Raw genomic sequence first — 18,572 nt, forward strand, 5'->3', positions numbered from 1 at the left:
GCGACACACCCTATTTTGTCGTCTTTCGTGGGAGTTTCAGAGCGGACGACCGCTCGTCTGACGAAACGTTAAGTGTCCGGAATACAGACCGACGAGTATCATGGGCAACAAGAACAAAACCATCTCGTTTCGTGTCAACGAAGACGCGTTCGAGACCCTTCGGGAGATTGCTGAAGAGCGGGACATCTCCCTGTCCGCCGTCTTCCGCGACTACGTGGACACGTTAGTTGCCCACGACGGTCAGGTACAGGTCGTCCCCAAACACGAATTAGAGCAGTTGCGCGAGGGCGACGACGGAGACGAGTCGTTCCCGCCGAGTGTCGAAGTTCCGAAGAGCTTCATCCGCGAGCACGAGCGCCTCGAACTGGAAGCCGAACATCTCCGCGAACAGCTCGAAGAACACAAAGGCTACGTGAACTATCTCCGCGAGCAACTGGAAAACGACCACGACGACGTCGAAGAGGTCATCCAACTCGAAGACCTCGACGCGGGCGACGAACAGTCGTTCCGCCTCGGATAAAGCGGTCTCCGACTCGACGCGTTGGCGACTCGACTACGCGCCGCTAACGGGGACCGACCAAGTCTTTCTTCGCGCGTCGAGCCGCGTCTTGCATCTCGCTGTCGCCTTCGACGTCCGCGAGTGCCTCGACCGATTCGAGCGTCCGAACCGAGTTGTCGAGAAACGAAAGCATGTCACCCGGGTAGGCGTACACCATGTACTCGTCGCTCATCACGTCCACGATGGCGTCGGGACCGAGTCCTTGTGCGCGGAGTTCGAGCAGGTATTCGATGAACTTTCGCTCGGGGTACCCGGTGTAGATGTCGTCAGAGTTCTCGCAGTCGAGGAAGTCCTGTGCGAAGTCGAGCAGTCGGTCGCGGGTGGCGTCGTCAACTTTGGCAAGTCCCTCACCGGAGTAGAGGATTTCGAGGGTCGCACCGCTGAACACGCGCTTCGGAATGTTCGTATCCAGTTGCGAGACGATTTGACGGTGGTTTTTGAGATAGATTTTGTCCGTGATAGCCACTGCTACCGGGCCGTAGGAGACACCGTGGCAAAAGACTCCCGCTCCCGCGGCGGCACGCTGTGAAGGTAAATGCCCACGGAGCAACCACGAACACGGCACGTGAGCGCGACGGTCGAATCACAGACGAGTCGGTCCCGTCAGGTTCACCACAGACGAGGCGGTCCGTTTTGCGGGTGTCGTCGCCGCGCACTGTGACGTTCTGTCACTCCGGGACCGTAGCGTAACGTATTTTAGTCGTAGCGGATTACAGATGGTTGCAACGTGTCCGGGTTGGGGTAGTGGACTATCCTTCAGCCTTGTGGAGGCTGAGACGCGGGTTCAATTCTCGCACCTGGACCTTCTCTCTTCATTTTAACTGGCGAGCATTGTGTAGTGTGTGCGAGCACGTTCGGGATAGCCACAGAAAGAAAGTGCAGTCAGACCGAGACTGCAAGCCCTCGAACGTCCGATTCGGACAGTTGGAGGTTGTGCATCGTTTCTGCGTGTTGCTGAACGAACTCGATGAGTTCGGCTTCGTCCTCGGATTGTACCGAGAAGTCGCAGTCGTGGCCCGCCTCTCGGCAGACGACTCGTTTTGGCATCTCTCATACACCACCGAGTGCATGCTAGCATGGAACAGTGTCGGAGATAATCGTTGTGTCCCCGTGCGTGCGGCGCACACTCAAGCGAGCGCGAGGGCGTAGGCCTTTTTCCTCAGACCCCGACCGGTACGGTATGCAGGTCGCCATCCTCACCGTCGGCAACGAACTCCTCGCGGGCGACATCGAGAACACGAACGCGACGTGGCTCGCTCGGCGACTCACCGACGTCGGAGCGACGGTGGCGCGCATCCAGACGGTTCCGGACGACCACGAGGTCATCGCCGACGTGGTCGCTGAGTGGAGCGACGCGTTCGACGCGGTCGTCGTTACCGGCGGTCTCGGCGGGACGCCGGACGACATCACCATGGCGGCGGTCGCGGCCGGTCTCGGACGGGGGGTCGCCGTCAACGACGAGGCCGCAAAACAGGTCGAAGCGACCATCACGGCCATCCTCGAACGACGCCCCGACATCGACTTCGACCTCGACGTGGCGTGGTACGCGTCGATGCCCGCGGACGCCGAGGTACTCGAAAACGACGAGGGACTCGCGCCGGGGTGTCGAGCGGGAAACGTCTACGTCCTCCCGGGCATCCCCACCGAAATGAAGCCGATGTTCGATTCGATAGCGGACCGGTTCGCCGGGGACAGAACGTCACGAGTGTTCTACGCCGACGCGCCCGAGGGCGCGGTCGCCCGAGAACTCGGGATTGTGGCCGAGCAGTTCGGCGTCGAGGTCGGAAGCTATCCAAACCGCGGCGGGCCGACGCGAATCAAACTCTCCGGTGCCGACGCTGTCGTCCTCGACGACGCCGTGGCGTGGGTGTGGGAGCACGCGACAGTGTCCCTCTACGGGAGTGAGGCGGCAGTCGAAGCGGCGCGGGCGGCACAAGCAGACGACGCGGCAGACCGCACCGGAGACGACGACTCGGGGGCAAACGAATACTCGGAGACCGACGACGACCCAGAAGCAGACAAATGAGCGGTCGGAATCTTCTCAGCGGAGTTGCGCGATACCGGCGTCAGTCCGTGGAAGGGAGTCGAGCGACCCGCGACTGCGGATGATGTTGAACGCGGTCACGAGGTCGGACCGAGAGACGAGGCCGACGAGTTCTCCGGTCTCGTCAACGACCGGTAGGCGGCCGACACCGCGTTCTTGCATGAGGGCGATAGCGTCCATCGCGTCGGCGTCGGGGTCGATAGTCGTCAGTTCGTCGCTCATGATGTCGTCTACGCGGAAGGCGTCGCGTTCGACTTCTTTGACTCCGCGGGCGTCGTCGAGCGTCACCATACCGATGAGGTCGCCGTTTCTGAGGACGGGGTAGCCCGTGTGGCGCTCGACGAACATCCGTTCGAGGAGTTCCGTGACCGACGTTCTTTCTTCGACCACGTCGAGGTTGTCGCGGGCGGTCATGATATCGCGGACGACGACATCTTGGAACGTCGCCTTGAGGACGGTCTGTTGGGCCTCGCCCGACGCGCCCATGTAGATGAAGAAAGCGAGCGCGACGAGGAAGAGGTTGAAAAACAGCCCGAAGATTCCGAGGAGGAAGGCGAACACCTTCCCGACTTCGGCGGCCATCTGCGTCGCTTTCGCGTGTGGTCGAGTACGTGCGAGAAGCGCCCGGAGAACGCGGCCGCCGTCCATCGGGAAGCCCGGAAGCATGTTGAAGATGGCGAGCGAGACGTTCATCAACGCGAGGTAACCGAGGACGAACTGTGCGGGTCCTTGCGAGGCGGGGAGGAGCAGAAATCCGGCGTAGGAGACGACCCCGATGGCGACGGAGACGATAGGACCGGCGACGGCGATCGTAAACTCCTGTTTCCAGTCTTCGGGAATCTCTTTGAATCGAGCGACGCCGCCGAACAGCCAGAGCGTGATGGATTCGATTTCGTAGCCGTATCGCATTGCGACGAGTGAGTGTCCAAATTCGTGGAGGAGCACGCCAGCGAACAGGCCGATAGCGGCCGCGCCGCCGAGTATCCACTGGAGCGACCCGGTCGAGATGGCAACACCGTCGATATTCGTGCCGAAGAGTTGGTTGATGACGAGCGCGAGATTGGCGACGTCAGAGCCAATGAGCCACGCGAAAAGCGGGAGGACGATGAGGAAGGTGAGGTCCAACCTAATCGGGATGCCGAAGGCGCTACCGATGCGGATTCCTCGCATACGCGTAGTAGCCATGGGAGGGCCTTAAGCAGTCAGGCCAAAAGACAGGGGAAAGCTTACGCGGGCCGGCAATCGACGGGGAGATATGAGCGATTCCCGACCGAAGCCAGTGGTGAAGCGGAGCGCGGATGTCGAGTACGAGTCGGTGGGTGCGGCGGACGGAATGTCCAAGGGCGTCCTCATCTCCGACGACGACGGCGCGCCGAACTTCGCCATCCGGCGGTTCGTCCTCGACGCCGGCGCGTCGGTCCCGAAACACACGAACGAGGTCGAACACGAGCAGTACGTCCTCTCGGGGCGGTACGTCGTCGGCATCGACGACGAAGAGTACGACGTCGAAGCGGGCGACTCGCTTTTGATTCCCGCCGGCGTCGTCCACTGGTACCGAAACGAGTCCGACGAGGAAGGCTCGTTCCTCTGTGCCGTGCCGAACGGCGACGACGCAATCGAACTCACCGACGGATAGGCGCTGGAACCTTCCATATCTCGTTTTGTCACACTAAGTAGGTGACCACATACCTCGGATACTAGGTCGGGGCTAACAATCTGCAGTCAGTGTTAGTAAGTAGCAACAGTCTATCAGCAATCTTGTAACAAAGCGGCGGTGGCGCAGAGTGTCATCAAGAAGCGCAGTTAGTGCGCTTCGGGCGTCGGCAACCCGCTGTGGGAGAATCCGGCGTCACACGAAACCCATGCAACGAAGAACATATCTCAAGACACTTGCAGGAGTAGGAGCGCTCGGTGCGGTCGGTGTGGGTGCCCTCTCGGGAAACGCCGCCGCGATGACCGTCAACATCGGTGCCGGAGACGTCAACGTGGGAACGAACGACGAAGGTGAAATCGACGCGGTCACCATCGACCCCAAATTCAGAGTCGAGTGGCGGAACTTCGACCAGACGGTCGCCAAGATATTCTACCTCGTCGAAGCCGCGGTCGAAGACGAAGACGGGCGGACACCCTACGAAGGCGGCTACCTCGGAGACGGCTTCACCCCGGTGTTCCGCGCGACTCCGTGGATAAACGCCAGTGCCCCGACGGGCGTCTCCGAGAGCGCACCGGGGACGACCGGTCACTACGAACTCACCGTCCCGCTGTCGCAGGTCCTCGCTAACGACTCGCGCGTCTCGAACGCCGACACGTCTCGCCCCGTGCCGCGACCGTTAGACGTGTTCAACAACGCTGGTCGCCCGGATTACGAGAGTGTCGCGGACGGCGATTACCCTGCCGGGTCGCAAGCGAGCTATCTCGACGGGACCAGTATGGGCCCGGCGAGCGACGCCGAATCGATGCTCGTGGACACGCAAGGACTCCCGCTCGTCAACAACTTCCCCGGAGCCAACGCGGGGTACTACGGCGCGGCTGGCGGCGTCTCGCAGTTCCGCGATACGACCGAAGACGAACAGAAAAAAGAGACGAGAGTCTTCCTTCGGTACACGTTCGAACTCCAGCGGCCGAACGGCGACCCGACGACCGGCGCGTTCAGCGGCTTCGGCATCCCAGCGAGCGACTTTGACAGCGGCAACAGTCGAATCGTCTACCCGAGCGGCGGGTTGGGGAACTACGACTTCGAAGGCAACGGCTACACCGCCTCCGGACTCTCGTATGCGACGCTCCGGAACTTCGCCGACCAACACGTCGGCATCACCGTCGCCACGACGGACTTCACCGTCAAAGTCGGCAACGAAACGTCCGAAGTCGGCGTCACCGGAACCAGCGGAACCGGTGCAGAAGCGCCGAGCACATAGTCAGTCCACTTTTTTCGAAGCGAACTGCTCAAATAACGCGAGAACACACCAACGGATGTGTCTCAACAGGTCACCCGCGTCGATACGCTCTTTCTCCACCAGACGGGGGATAGCTATCTCGTCGTCGCCCGTCGGGACGGAAAGCGGGTGCTCCGCGGAAAACTCGAACTCAAAGAGACGAACGCGGGGCCGCGTCCGCTTCGCTTTCTCGTCATCCGAAAGGGCGAGGAGAAACCGCGCGACCCGAGCCAGTTCGTCGAACTCGCCCGGTCGGCCGCCCGAATCCGCATCTCACAGCAAACGTCGAAAGCCGGCCGCGAGGAACTCAAAACGATGTTCGACGGCTACCAGTTGGAGGCCGTCGCGGTGCGGACCTGTCGTCGGTGTGCCATCAACGGCCGGTATTCGCCCATCACCGACGACACGGCCATCAAAGCCGACCACGAACACGTCTGTCGGGACTGTGCGGTCCGCGAACTCGAACAGGAACTCTCGTTCGCGGGAGGTCTCACGCAGGCGGCCCAAGAACGCCTCGAAGAACTCCTCTACGAGACGGGCGACCTGACCAGAATCACGAACCTCTTGCAGGGCGAATTAGACCCCGACCTGACGAAGTTCGACACTATCAGCGCGACGACGGAGGACGTCGAATTGGTCGAGACGGAGACGCTCGACCTCCATCCGAATCTGCAGTCGATGCTGACAGACCGGTTCGAGACGTTGCTTCCGGTCCAGAGCCTCGCCATCGACAACGGCCTTCTCGACGGCGACGACCAACTCGTGGTGAGCGCCACGGCGACCGGGAAGACGCTCGTCGGCGAACTCGCCGGCATCAACCGGATGCTCGAAGGGAAGGGAAAGATGCTCTTTCTCGTCCCGCTCGTCGCACTCGCAAACCAGAAACACGAGGATTTTCAGGACCGCTACGGCCACCTCGGCAACGTGACGATTCGCGTCGGCGCGAGCAGAATCAACGACGACGGAAATCGCTTCGACCCGAACGCCGACATTATCGTCGGCACCTACGAGGGAATCGACCACGCGCTCCGGACGGGCAAGGACCTCGGCGACATCGGAACCGTCGTCATCGACGAAGTGCACACGCTGAAAGAAGAAGAGCGAGGCCACCGCCTCGACGGGATGATTTCTCGGCTCAAGCACTTCTGCGAGACGCGAGCGGACCGGCGCGGCGGGTACGACGGCGCGCAGTGGATTTACCTCTCTGCGACCGTCGGGAATCCGGCGTGGTTGGCACAGAACCTCCGAGCCAACCTCGTCGAGTACGAAGACCGACCGGTGCCCATCGAACGCCACGTCACCTTCGCCGACGGACAGGAGAAACCGCGCATCGAAAACCGCCTCGTCAGGCAGGCGTTCGACACCAAATCGTCGAAGGGCTATCGCGGCCAGACGATTATCTTCACCAACTCGCGGCGACGCTGTCACGAAATATCGCGGAAAATCGACTACAACGCCGCGCCGTACCACGCCGGACTGGACTACAAACAGCGCAAACGCGTCGAACGCCAGTTCGCCGACCAGGACCTCGCCGCCGTCGTCACGACCGCCGCCCTCGCCGCCGGTGTCGATTTCCCGGCGTCACAGGTCATCTTCGACACGCTGGCGATGGGTATCGAGTGGCTCTCCGTACAGGAGTTCAGCCAGATGCTCGGCCGCGCCGGTCGCCCCGACTATCACGACAAAGGCGTCGTCTACCTGCTCGTCGAACCCGACACGAGCTACCACAACACGATGGAGATGACCGAAGACGAAGTCGCGTTCAAACTCCTCAAAGGCGAGATGGAGGAAGTCAGGACCGTCTACGACGAGTCCGCCGCCGTCGAGGAGACGCTGGCAAACATCGTCGTTGCCGGCAAGAAAGCGAAGGCGCTCAACAACCGAATGCTCGGGGAGATACCGACCACCCACACCGTCGGAAAACTCCTCGAATGGGACTTTATCGACGGTCTCGACCCGACACCGCTCGGTCTCGCTGTCACGAGGCAGTTCCTCTCGCCGAGCGAGGCATTCCGCATTCTCGACGGTATCAGAAATGGCTACTCGCCGTACGAAATCGTCGCCGACATCGAACTCGGCGAAGAAGGTCGATAACGACCGCTTTCGCTTCGATCGGGCGACTGTCCGGCTCACTACTGCTACACGACCGTCACCTCGATACCGTCACTGGGTTCCGAATCCCGCACGCTTTTCGACCGTCAGTACGTCGGTTGGCGCGTGGTAGCGATAACGCCGGGTATCGTCGTCGTCTCCGTCATCATCCTCGCCGCATTGGTCTTCTTTGCGACCGAACCGGTCCCCGTCGATGTGACGGCAATCGGCGTGATGGTGACGTTGATGCTGGTCCAGCCGATTTCGGAGACGCTCGTCTCGGTCGGCCTCATCGGCGCACCCATCGTCCTCTTCGAGTCGTATCCGGGCGACGCGCTGTCGGGGTTCGCCAACACGGCGACGCTGACGGTCCTTGCGATGTTCATCCTGAGTGAGGGCGTCCAGCGAACCGGTATCATCCAGCTACTGGGCGCGAAGATTGCGTCGTTCACCGGCGACAGCGAACTCCGGCAACTCGGAGCGACCGTCGGCGTCGTGGGACCCATCTCCGGATTCATCAACAACACCGCCGCGGTCGCAATCTTGCTTCCGATGGTGACAGACCTCGCAGAACGCGGGAACACGTCGCCGTCGAAGCTTCTCCTTCCGCTGTCGTACGCCTCGATGTTCGGCGGCATGCTGACGCTCATCGGAACTTCGACCAACATTCTCGCCAGCGATGTCTACTCGCGTATCACGGGCGAAGCGCCCTTCTCGATGTTCGAGTTCACCGCGCTCGGCGCGGTCGTCATGGCTGTCGGCATGGTCTATCTCCTCACCGTCGGCCGACGGCTCACACCCGAACGAATCGAACCCAGAGGCGACCTGACCGAGGAGTTCGAGATGGCCGAGTACCTGACCGAAGTCACCGTCAGAGCGGACTCTCCGCTCGTCGGACAACAGGTCCAGCGGGCGCTCGTCGAGACGGACTTCGACGTTGACCTCCTCCAACTGATTCGCGGGGATAGCGTCTTTCTCGAACCACTCGGACCGAAGGAGATTCAGGCGGGCGACGTATTCACGCTCAGAACCGACCGCAACACACTCGTCGAACTGCTCGACGTAGAAGGTCTCGACCTCGTTCCGGCCACCGTCACCGAAAGCGAACTCGAACTCGCCGACGAAGGCCAGAACCTCGTCGAAGTCGTCATCGCGCCGGGGTCGTCGCTCGTCGGCGAATCTCTCGCAACTGCGAGTTTTAGACAGCGATACGACGCGACCGTGCTCGCGCTTCGCCGCGGCGGCGAGTTGATTCGACGGCGAATCGACAAACTCCCGCTTCGAGTCGGTGACACGCTTCTCGTGCAGGCGACTGCCAACAGCGTCGAACGCCTCGACAACAACCGAAACTTCATCGTCGCCCAAGAAGTCGAGCGCCACGACTACCGCGAATCGAAGATTCCGGTCGCCGTCGGCATCGTCACCGGCGTTGTCGCTCTCGCCGCAATCGACTTTCTCCCAATCGTCGTCTCGGCGTTACTCGGGTCCCTTGCGATGGTCGCTACGGGCTGTCTTCGACCGACCGAACTGTACGATGCCGTCCAGTGGGACGTGATTTTTCTCTTGGCGGGCGTCATCCCTCTCGGCATTGCGATGGAGAACTCCGGCGCGGCGGAACTCCTCGCGGGAATGGTCGTGATGAGCGGCAATTTCCTCCCATTGCTCGCAGTCCTCGGCGTGTTCTACTTCGTGACCGCGCTGTTGACGAACGTCATTTCGAACAACGCGAGCGTCGTGCTCATGATTCCGGTCGCTATCGAAGCCGCGGGGACACTCGGAGCCGAGGCGTTTCCGTTCGTCCTCGCCGTGATGTTCGCCGCATCGACGGCGTTCATGACGCCGGTCGGCTATCAGACGAATCTCTTCGTCTACGGCCCGGGCGGGTACAAGTTCTCGGACTACATTCGCGTTGGCGGGCCGCTCCAGTTGCTTCTCGGGGTCGTGACGACTATCGGAGTCGCGTATTTCTTCCCGCTAACCTGAAACGAGGAACGAAACGCTTTACTCCAAGACGGGGAGAGACGTATATGCGGGACCGTGGGTTAGCCTGGTATACTTCGGGCCTTGGGTGCCCGTGACCCCGGTTCAAATCCGGGCGGTCCCATTGGGTATATAAGTAAGCCGGCGTGCTTTGCCGGTTGTTTTCCACCCGAAGAGACGGGGGTCTGCGCGTGACCCACGAGTGCCCCACGTGCGGTCATGACAGCGAAAAACTTCATCGCTGCGAGCACTGTGGCCGGGACCTCGTCGGGAGTGATCAGCAGTGAGCGACGACGCTCCTGGCGAGGTCGTCGCGGAGTTCTCTGTCCTCGACGAAGCAGACATCGTCACGTCGGACGAAGACGACACCGTCGCGTCCGCAGTTGAAGGCGAGTACACTCCAGACCACCTCGACGAAGACGTCCAGGACGAGCGCGACCGCATCGAGTTCGAGATGCCGGAGTACGTCGCGGCATGCCGCTACTGCCAGGCGACGTTCGAAACCGAAGAAGATGCACTCGCTCACGAATGGAACTGCGACCTCGAACCGACCGGAGAGTGTCGCTTCTGTGGCGGCACACACATCCGCAAGGACGTCCGCGAGGACCACTTCTACTCGTGCGCCGAAGCCGAGCAACACGCCCGCCAACTGAAGCGTGGGTCGCGTGCTCGGACGATGCGCGGACAAAACGCCACGCAGGGTCTCGCCGCACTCCGGCAGTTCCTACTCCCGCAAGAACACGAGTTCGCGGCGTACCTCAAGTGGGACAAGTCGCTGAAAACCTACTTCGGACTCGTCTCACTCTACAAAATGCACGATTTCGAGGAGCACGGAAACTTACGTGCTGGTCTCGAATATGGAGGCGAAGAGTGGACTATCGAGTTCGGTTACGCCGATAATCCCGGTCTCGCAGTCCCCGACGACGATACTGATCTTGGACCCTACGACTGGCGTCTCGAAGACGTCCCCGAGTTCCTCGTTCGGGTCTATCCCGCGAGCTACGACTCTTGGACGGCCGCGAAAGACGACAACCGAAAACGTGCATACTTCCGAGTCCGTCCGCGCTGGCCCGGTGTCGAGTCGAAAAGCGGGAAGTCGATTCCGAACCCGCACGGTATTCTCGGCGTGGACGTCGAGACGCGCGGGAGCTACTTCGAATTCACAGACTACCCGAGCCTACTCTACCACGCGCTTGCCGAACTGCGAGAGCGGCAAAACGCCTTTGGATGGAACTCGTTCACCGAGATCAACGCGGAGTTGTGCCACCCCGATAGCCTTCACGCCTCGTCGAACATCACCGACGCGGAGCTGTACGTCCGCGCGAAGAAGGGCGAGACCGGCAAGGTGTTCGCTATCGACGGGACACTTCACCGGATTTCGTTACTGTTGAGCCGTGAGCGGAGCGGCTACGCGAAGAGTGTTCGAGATGATACGGGATGCGAAGGGTACTACCACACGGCGACGATCTGCGCGATGCGCGCCGCCGAGGTCGTCGGTGGACACGAACTCCCGAAGGAGTTCAAACACTACCACGTCCGCAACCCCGATGCCGTCGAAGGAACGCCACTGGAGAACCCGAAGATTGGTGTCTCCTATCAGAACTCGCTGTACGACGATGTCCTCCGATTCAAGGACGTCGAGAGCCTTTACAAGGAACTCGAAGAGGGATTACTGAACGTCCTGAACTGGTCCGACCTCCCGGTGACACCGGACCACCAGAAGTACGTCGCGGACGACTACTTCCGCGTCGACGGCGAGGCCCGAATGGTCAAAGTCATCGATAACCCGCTGCCGCGTATCGCCCAGCAACAGGACGACGAGGTTCGGCTGTTCGCCGCCGCGAACAACCTCTACGAGACCGACGTGTCGATTGCCGACGAGTTGGTGACCGACGGCGGCCAAATCTCGCCGGCCGACCTCGCCGAGCGGATTGGCGTCCACATCGATACCGTCTATCGCGCGCTGAAGCGCCTCGGCGACCTCGTGATTCACGAATACGGTCACGTCGAGCTCGCTTCGAAGCACATCGCGGAGGGGATCGTCGAGCACATCGAGTCCGCTCGACGCTCGGTCTCCGCGACACTCGAAGAAGCGACGGAGGATATCATCCGCGCAGACACCTACGGCGATGGTGACGGTCCGTGGGAGCGCTGGCTTCGGAATTACGTCCGCGAGCGGGCAGATAACCGTGAGGACGGACGTGAACGCCTTGAGCTTGCACCGCAGGCGACGCGCCAGGAGGTCAAGCGTATCCTTCGGACGGGTGCCGCGAAGTGGGCAGAGGTGACTGGGAACGACTGGAAGCAGTTCGCCCGCGAGTTCGCTGTTGTCGGTGAGGCCTACGACACCTCCGCTCCGTTGACATACAGCTTCGGTGAACTGCGTCAGCTCGTCGGCTGACGTTCCGTCTACCGAGTGGCAACGCTATCTTTCCAGTGTAGATGCGGCTTCTTTTGCAGGTTTTTCACTGCCGTAGCGACTGCAATTTTCTGGACGTCGTCTCGACCGCCCAGCGACCGCGACCGCCGTCACTTCGAATCCGGGGGGTCCCCCCTGATTCTCCGTTAGATGTGTGGCTAAAGAGCCACACTCCAAGATTACCGGAGTCTGCTGCGCAGACTCCAGATGAAACAGATGAAACGAGGGTCGCCGCGCCTACTCGGCGCGGCTTGCCCGCGCGAAAATTTTTCTTTAGACTGTAGATACGTATTGGAAACACATCAAAAAGGTTCTATTCAATAACCGACCCGACAAACCAGAATATCGTACCCAGGATTGTAAATAGAGCATAAAGGGAAGATGGTTCGACTGGTGCAATCAGAAGAATAGCTGCCAAGACATAATTATATATCCCGACGATTTTCGTCGCAACTCCCCACTGGAGTGTACTATTTGATTTGCCTTTTTTATGTCTCGAAATACTCGTCCGGTTTTTGCTCATACTGAGATACTCACAAGAGCCAAACTTAACTGAAATGGGTGATAGACTAAACTAGAATGGTTTATTCAGGAGACCAAGACGAATTAGAACGTGGACGTGGAATTTTGAGTCCAGCAGATCGAAGATACCTATTGAGCGACAAAAGTGGGTACTCCAACCAGAGCCAATACAAACGGGAGAAGGCTATCAAAGAACGCATCATCAACGCTCTTTTAGATTTCTCAATTCTCGAAAACCATCTCGACGAGGACCAACGGAAAGATATTTTCGAGTACTTCGATGCAAACAAAATATTTGAGAAAGAGCTAGAATTGCCATCCTCTAAAACCAATCATGTGGGATGTATCACAGATACTATCTCATTCATATATAGAGAGACAAAGAAGAACACTGGGTTCCACCCGCCATTTGCCATGTCACTTGAGCATGGAATTGTTCAGGGAGAATTTGAACCCAGAACATCTTACTATGGAAATTATGAGATTGATATCTCGTTTGAAAGATTGCCTGAGTCGAAAGTGAATATGAAATCAGTGACCGAGCGCATAAAAAATGGAGACCATGACAGTTTGAATGAGGCAGAGATGAGGTCTGTCATCGAAATCTTGGCCAGGAGTGATTCTGCTGACCCCTCAAGTCTCGAAGATGAATTCAACGAATGGGTTGATGAATTTGAAGAGGAGAACGAGCGGCAACCAATGAATTTGGGGGAAATTTTCTCACAGAAAGACCACGGTGAGCCACATCGATGGATAGTCGAGGACTAATCCGAACATGTTGAGATAAGTTGACTATTTTGTTTTAGGGCTCAGAGTCTTGATGAACCCTATTCCCTGTGCGAGAACGCCCCATCACGCACAGACTGGGCGAATCGGCGTGCCTTTACCGGAAATTGAGATGTGCCATTGCGCGTGAGGTCACGTGGTCCGGCACAGGGCCGAGGTAATTCCGCCGGAACGTCTCACGTCCAGAATCGGTCATCGCCCAGCCACCCCACGCCATCGTCAGCTCCTCGGCAATCGGAACTCCCTCGAATGCAAGTGAGTAGAACGTATCCGTCGCCCACGTTCGGCGAAGGTCGTGCATCCCGAGGTCGTGCCATCGGTCGTCGTCGAGGTCGTCGGCCAACTGCTCGCGCGCCTCGACGATCCAGTCTCGGAGCGAACGAGTCGATACGTCGATGACCGGCTCGTCGGCACGCATCCGCGCCGCGGACTTGAGGTACTTAACGCGCTCGCGTAGAGACCGCGAGACTGGCGTGTCACGTGTCCCGGTCTTCCCGTTCGGGACAGTGAGTCGCCACTTCCCCTGGTCGTCGAGGCGTTCGAAGTGTCGCGGCTCGACGTTCCGCACTTCGTCGCTACGGAGACCGTGGAGTGCGAGGTCCAGAGCGATGCGTCGACGTGGGTATTCGTCCTCGACGAGCGAGAGGAGTTTAGCCTGCTCGTCGCGGGAGAGCCATAGTCGCTTTCCTGCCTTCGACGGATATGGACGTGCCTGCATGGTTCCGGTCTTGGTAGCTATCTCTGTATTCCGGAACCTTAGCTAGTCGGGTGGGGTCGATCAAGCCGGGAATCAGGCCGATTTGGTGGCCTCGGGGTGTCGGAGGTTACGAGAATAGCCGATTCTCGGAAGTTCGTTTCGAGGATTCTACCTGAATTTCCATCGACCCCCCGGGGGTTTGGGGCTATTGGAGGTCGACAGAAACTGTTGAGTGTGAGCAGTGCGTAGGAGGCTGTGTGCCCCTGAATTGGGCATGGTTACAGACGAACCCTAGTTGGGTTGAAGCGTCTTGCTCGAACCGTCGCCGTTCGAAGACCACGGCGTTACAGACGAACCCTAGTTGGGTTGAAGCTCGGCGTACACGTTCGACGAGCCGGTAAGGTTCATCGTTACAGACGAACCCTAGTTGGGTTGAAGCTCCAATTGGATCGTCCACCGGCTCTGGCGGCGGTCGAGTTACAGACGAACCCTAGTTGGGTTGAAGCAAAGTTGCCTACCTCACCGACCAGGGATACGAGGTGTTACAGACGAACCCTAGTTGGGTTGAAGCCGTCGTCGTGAACGCCGTGCACCAACTTAGGCGCGTAGTTACAGACGAACCCTAGTTGGGTTGAAGCGACCTCGCGCCAGTTCACTTCAGCGACGCTCGCGCGGGTTACAGACGAACCCTAGTTGGGTTGAAGCCGTTCGCACTTTACGGTGGCAGATACACGGCTAAGCGTTACAGACGAACCCTAGTTGGGTTGAAGCGCGGATGGTGGTCGCACATGCATCGGCGACGACCTCGTTACAGACGAACCCTAGTTGGGTTGAAGCCTTCGTGAACCGCGTTGAAGCGATAGGCGTACTCTGTTACAGACGAACCCTAGTTGGGTTGAAGCGTCCAGCGTATAGCCGATGATACCCTCCGACCGATAGTTACAGACGAACCCTAGTTGGGTTGAAGCCCCGTTGAAGTCCTCGTCTCTGGAGAGGATATTCGGGTTCGCTCTTGTGTAGCACATTGTTGATGTAGAGCAGTCTTGCAATTCTGTAGTTCGGTTATCGAAATGAGAATCGAGTCGTTGGGAGCTCAATCAGATGTTCTCACGTCGACTGTGATGATGACATCGGCAACCTCATAAACGACTTCGTAAACCCCTTCGAATTGTGCTATTCTCATTGTAATCACCGCTCCAGTATCTCGACTCGCTTTTCGTAGAACTCGTGCTCGGCCTCGAGGAGATCGCGCTGCTCGTCAACGTCAGCAGGATGCTCTATCGACACCAGCAACGACACCAACCAGACTGGCAATCTCGACTTGCCCTGGAGTGACGCCATCGTGTCCTCGATATCAGACAGCCGAGACCGACAAAACCCGAGTTTGATCCGACGGCGTAAGCGACGGATCATCGCTGGACCTCCAAGGCGACGCTCCACGAGTCGATCCCGAACAACCCGAACGTATCGCACATCCAGAGTGCGAGCCGGTCACTCGGCAATAGGCGACCCACACGCACACGAGACACGGACCACTCCACTACCGACAGCTCTGGAAACAGCCAGTCATCGTCGAGGAACTCAACTGGATGCATCTGACGTGTGTGATCAATCCGAGCTGAGGATGGATTGTTCGGGTACGGTGCGACGATCTCCAAACGACCGCCCGGAGCAAGCACTCGAATTGCTTCGAGAATCGCCTCGACTGGATCGACCAGGTGCTCGAGGACATTATCGAGAAGGATACGCTCTGCTGAGTCATCCGGCCACGGCCATGGCGTCTCGTTGAGATCGTGTATCTCGTCAGGCTCAACAACGTCGCCTTGAACGCCCATCTCTCCAGGACGGTAATCGACGTTGAGCCACCCCTGTTTGATGTCGTCACCACACCCGAGGTTGAGCTTTAGCGGCGATGCGACTCGATTGCTCATCGTACACCTCCCGAAGACCCCGCGGGTAGCGCGCTCGCCGGGCGGACACGCGAAGAAACGCCGAAGGACTGCCGAAGGCGACGACCCGACGAACCGCCACTTGCGTATCTCAATTTAATATAAACACTATAGGGGGAGGGGGTGGGGGTGTGTCCCGACGGATTACATGACATCGAGGTCTGCCTCCCGAACGACGTATTTCTTGATTTGTTTCGACTCGGCTTCGCTCACACCGTAATCCATCTTCAGGATGTCGCGGTCGAAGTACTCACCGCCAGAGGCTTCACTGATGTACTCCTCAACGCAATTCTCGTCGAGGATTTCCTTCGCTACCTCCATCGGTGACAACTGCTCGGCCTCAGCCTGCTCGTTCTCAGCGCGCACCCGTTCAAGCAGGTCCTCGATCAGGTCGTCCGTGTACTCTCCCTTCGTCGCCTCGTACTCCCTCACAAGTTCGGGTGATGGGAGTTGGAACTTCATCCACTTGTGCCGTCGTAGGACACCATCGTCGCCAATCATTCGATGGTACTTCTTGTACATCTTCCCCGTCTCGTTGTTCGTCTGGATGTACTTCCAGCGGGCCTTCGAGAGACCTGCAGATTCGTCCTTTCCGACCATGATACCGAGGTGATGAAACCGGCGTTGGACGTGTGAGTCGATGAGATCGAAGTCCGGTGCGGTCATGATTGCGCCGTGGTTGCGGTGTCGCCACGTCTGCGTTAAGGCGTCAAGCACCTGATTCGCAACCGTGTACCAATTGCGGTTCCCTGCAGCGACACCTGTCTCTTCGAGCACGAGAATTGACCCTTCGGGGAGGTCCGACGCCGCCAGTTCGAGGAACTCCTCAACGCTGTAAGTCACACGGCTAACATCGAAGTTCGGGTCGAGAGCCTCCGCGAGCCTCAGTGCCGCGTAGGACTTCCCGTCACCAGTTTCGCCAGCAAGGAAGCACATCCAGTTTTCGTTATAGACGTTCATCCGCGGCCACACTTTCCGACGGAGAATCAGGTTCTCGCGGACTCTGTCAGGCATCTCCGGGTAGTAGCTCGAGAGGTTCTGTGGAGCGGTATGGGCCGCCATCCGATCAACAATCTCCGGCTCGGCTTCCGAACTCATACGGTCTCACCTGCCGCATCCTGCAGTTCGATAGACGGCGCGAAGCCGAGTTTCGTCGCCGCATCGTCGAGCACTCCGGCGATGTCCACGAGAATCGGCGCGTCGAGTACCAACTGCCGAGAAACGGTCTCTTCGCGTTCCCCGCGCATGTCGCTTACCGAGACGACTTTCGACTCCGTGGCGGTCTCGACGTCTTCGAGAATACTCAGTCCACGGTACGGAATCTCGTCGGTGATTGGCTTCTCGACCTCCACTAACTCACCGTCGTCGGACTCTTCGAGTACGGTCTCAGTATCGACGACCTCCGTTCGCGTCCACGTCTCTGAGAGTACTGCGGAAGACCACCAGTCCTTGATGAGTCCCTCAGTCCGAAGCGGTCGAAGTGCGTAATAGTACGCGATAATGGCCTCCTGAAGCTCTTGTCTCCATGCTCGGGGAACACCATCGTACATCAGTCGGACGCGAGTGACTTTCGAGCGGGCTTCGTGAACCTCAACTTGGGCTTCCTCGATGAGCCGTTCGCGCATCGTCTTCTGCGGTGGTCCGTCGTCCCTAGAACTCATCTGCGTCCTCCCGAGTGATGACGATTGCATCAGGGAACGTCCGAACACGGACGCGGTCTCCTCGTGAGAGGCCGAACCAATCGACCGCATCGACTGGTGCGTTGATGTATAGCCCGCCGTTGTTTGCGATGACACTTCGCGTTTCGGCGTTGAGTGCGCTCTCGTCGAGACTCGACACGTCGATGTGCTCTCGAATGAGCGCTTTTAGCCGGACGCTCTTTCTGTGCCCGAAGTTCACCACCGGCGACAGCCGCTCCTCTGTCTTCCCCGGATGGGTGGGTGTCTGGGATGACATACAAACAGGGAGACTAGCCTATTGGATGTATAATATTGGGTGGCCATGTGGCCCACCATATGGTTTCTCAACCCTTCTAACCACTATTTTCATTATTAGGTAAAGTGAAATTATATACTGTAGCATCACATGGGCGAAAGTATGTCTGCATGTGCAACCGCAGGCGTCGGAGGGCTGGAGCGACCGGCTTCTCAGACCGACCTCGAAGTTACACCAGTTGACAGTACCGAGCAAACGAACGACATGTTCGACCGTGCCGCTCTCAAGCACGCCGGGACGGACATGGGAACCGCACTCGCTGCGGGGGTTGCGACGGCCGATAAACTCGGCCTTGGCTCCCGGGAACTCTCCGACGAGACAACCATCACCGCTGAAATCGGCGGCTCGGTCATGGTCGTCGCCCGCGGTATCATCGTCGCCGTTGTCGCGCTCATCGTCCTCGGGGCGCTCTATTCCACCGACATCGTCTCCAACCCGGACAACCAGAACGCGTGGACGAACATGACGGGGACGTTCGCCGACTATGGGACGACCGCGTTCACGCTCATCGGTGTTGGACTGATCGCCGTCGGTGCAGGCGTCGCTCTCTCCTACTTCGGTGGGATGGGCGGCGGCGGCCGGTAACCCAGCGCGGAC

At 59.1% G+C, this 18,572-nt stretch carries 18 protein-coding genes, 2 tRNA genes and 1 CRISPR repeat array; of the genes, 11 read left to right on the top strand and 9 right to left on the bottom strand.

Going from position 1 to position 18,572, the window contains the following annotated elements:
* The first annotated feature begins 100 nt into the window (after nt 1–100).
* The gene (locus tag C440_RS07775) at nt 101–520 is read left to right on the top strand and encodes a ribbon-helix-helix protein, CopG family (protein ID WP_008319807.1); all 420 of its coding nucleotides are present in this window, start codon (nt 101–103) and stop codon (nt 518–520) included.
* A gap of 43 nt (nt 521–563) precedes the next feature.
* Here the strand turns inward: C440_RS07775 and C440_RS07780 are convergent, their stop codons facing one another.
* Nucleotides 564–1,025 carry a DUF5814 domain-containing protein gene (locus C440_RS07780; protein WP_008319808.1) on the bottom strand — a complete coding sequence of 154 codons (462 nt, stop codon included), beginning with the start codon at nt 1,023–1,025 and terminating at the stop codon, nt 564–566.
* Between the two features lie 264 nt (nt 1,026–1,289).
* Here C440_RS07780 and C440_RS07785 point away from each other — a divergent pair.
* A tRNA-His gene (locus tag C440_RS07785) sits at nt 1,290–1,362 on the top strand.
* Between the two features lie 79 nt (nt 1,363–1,441).
* On the opposite strand, the gene C440_RS17080 is transcribed toward C440_RS07785, so the two are convergent.
* Entirely contained in the window at nt 1,442–1,606 is a 165-nt protein-coding gene (locus tag C440_RS17080) for a DUF1059 domain-containing protein (protein WP_008319809.1), read from the bottom strand.
* Nucleotides 1,607–1,739: 133 nt separating this feature from the next.
* Here C440_RS17080 and C440_RS07790 point away from each other — a divergent pair, with 133 nt between their 5' ends.
* Entirely contained in the window at nt 1,740–2,585 is an 846-nt protein-coding gene (locus C440_RS07790; RefSeq protein ID WP_008319810.1) for a competence/damage-inducible protein A, read from the top strand.
* Between the two features lie 15 nt (nt 2,586–2,600).
* Here the strand turns inward: C440_RS07790 and C440_RS07795 are convergent, their stop codons facing one another.
* Nucleotides 2,601–3,773, bottom strand: a complete 1,173-nt coding sequence (locus C440_RS07795; RefSeq protein WP_008319811.1) for a M50 family metallopeptidase — start codon at nt 3,771–3,773, stop codon at nt 2,601–2,603.
* Nucleotides 3,774–3,858: 85 nt separating this feature from the next.
* Here C440_RS07795 and C440_RS07800 point away from each other — a divergent pair, with 85 nt between their 5' ends.
* The 7 genes from C440_RS07800 to C440_RS07830 all read left to right on the top strand — a co-directional run bounded on the left by C440_RS07800 (nt 3,859) and on the right by C440_RS07830 (nt 13,316).
* On the top strand, nt 3,859–4,239 hold the full coding sequence (locus tag C440_RS07800; RefSeq protein WP_049915528.1) for a cupin domain-containing protein: 381 nt from the start codon (nt 3,859–3,861) through the stop codon (nt 4,237–4,239).
* A gap of 226 nt (nt 4,240–4,465) precedes the next feature.
* A complete protein-coding gene (locus C440_RS07805; protein WP_008319814.1) occupies nt 4,466–5,518 on the top strand; it encodes a hypothetical protein in 1,053 nt (350 codons plus the stop codon).
* 57 nt (nt 5,519–5,575) lie between these two features.
* Complete coding sequence (locus C440_RS07810; protein ID WP_008319815.1) at nt 5,576–7,630, top strand: DEAD/DEAH box helicase; 2,055 nt, start codon at nt 5,576–5,578, stop codon at nt 7,628–7,630.
* A 123-nt stretch (nt 7,631–7,753) separates the two neighbouring features.
* Nucleotides 7,754–9,610 (top strand): SLC13 family permease, encoded by a 1,857-nt coding sequence (locus tag C440_RS07815; protein WP_008319816.1) that lies wholly within the window; start codon nt 7,754–7,756, stop codon nt 9,608–9,610.
* A gap of 48 nt (nt 9,611–9,658) precedes the next feature.
* A tRNA-Pro gene (locus tag C440_RS07820) sits at nt 9,659–9,731 on the top strand.
* Between the two features lie 159 nt (nt 9,732–9,890).
* Nucleotides 9,891–12,008, top strand: coding sequence for a DUF7845 domain-containing protein (locus C440_RS07825; RefSeq protein ID WP_008319817.1), 2,118 nt, complete (start codon nt 9,891–9,893; stop codon nt 12,006–12,008).
* Between the two features lie 672 nt (nt 12,009–12,680).
* Nucleotides 12,681–13,316, top strand: a complete 636-nt coding sequence (locus C440_RS07830) for a hypothetical protein (protein ID WP_008319818.1) — start codon at nt 12,681–12,683, stop codon at nt 13,314–13,316.
* A gap of 115 nt (nt 13,317–13,431) precedes the next feature.
* Here the strand turns inward: C440_RS07830 and C440_RS07835 are convergent, their stop codons facing one another.
* From C440_RS07835 to C440_RS07860, 6 genes are all read right to left on the bottom strand, one after another.
* Nucleotides 13,432–14,052, bottom strand: a complete 621-nt coding sequence (locus C440_RS07835) for a site-specific integrase (RefSeq protein WP_008319819.1) — start codon at nt 14,050–14,052, stop codon at nt 13,432–13,434.
* Nucleotides 14,053–14,308: 256 nt separating this feature from the next.
* A CRISPR array of direct repeats spans nt 14,309–14,999; the repeat unit is 30 nt; unit sequence GTTACAGACGAACCCTAGTTGGGTTGAAGC.
* A gap of 220 nt (nt 15,000–15,219) precedes the next feature.
* Nucleotides 15,220–15,372 carry a hypothetical protein gene (locus C440_RS07840; protein ID WP_241432009.1) on the bottom strand — a complete coding sequence of 51 codons (153 nt, stop codon included), beginning with the start codon at nt 15,370–15,372 and terminating at the stop codon, nt 15,220–15,222.
* A gap of 68 nt (nt 15,373–15,440) precedes the next feature.
* Nucleotides 15,441–15,962 (bottom strand): class I SAM-dependent methyltransferase, encoded by a 522-nt coding sequence (locus C440_RS07845; RefSeq protein WP_008319821.1) that lies wholly within the window; start codon nt 15,960–15,962, stop codon nt 15,441–15,443.
* Nucleotides 15,963–16,124: 162 nt separating this feature from the next.
* A complete protein-coding gene (locus tag C440_RS07850; protein ID WP_008319822.1) occupies nt 16,125–17,078 on the bottom strand; it encodes a hypothetical protein in 954 nt (317 codons plus the stop codon).
* Nucleotides 17,075–17,641, bottom strand: a complete 567-nt coding sequence (locus tag C440_RS07855; protein ID WP_241432010.1) for a hypothetical protein — start codon at nt 17,639–17,641, stop codon at nt 17,075–17,077. The genes C440_RS07850 and C440_RS07855 overlap by 4 nt, the downstream gene beginning before the upstream one ends.
* The gene (locus tag C440_RS07860) at nt 17,631–17,936 is read right to left on the bottom strand and encodes a hypothetical protein (RefSeq protein WP_241432011.1); all 306 of its coding nucleotides are present in this window, start codon (nt 17,934–17,936) and stop codon (nt 17,631–17,633) included. Before C440_RS07860 ends, C440_RS07855 begins: the two co-directional genes overlap by 11 nt.
* Before the next feature lie 141 nt (nt 17,937–18,077).
* On the opposite strand from C440_RS07860, the gene C440_RS07865 reads away from it, so the two are divergent.
* On the top strand, nt 18,078–18,560 hold the full coding sequence (locus C440_RS07865; RefSeq protein WP_241432012.1) for a hypothetical protein: 483 nt from the start codon (nt 18,078–18,080) through the stop codon (nt 18,558–18,560).
* Nucleotides 18,561–18,572: the final 12 nt, after the last annotated feature.

Origin of the sequence: Haloferax mucosum ATCC BAA-1512 (genome assembly GCF_000337815.1) — an archaeon.
GTDB classification, from domain to species: domain Archaea; phylum Halobacteriota; class Halobacteria; order Halobacteriales; family Haloferacaceae; genus Haloferax; species Haloferax mucosum.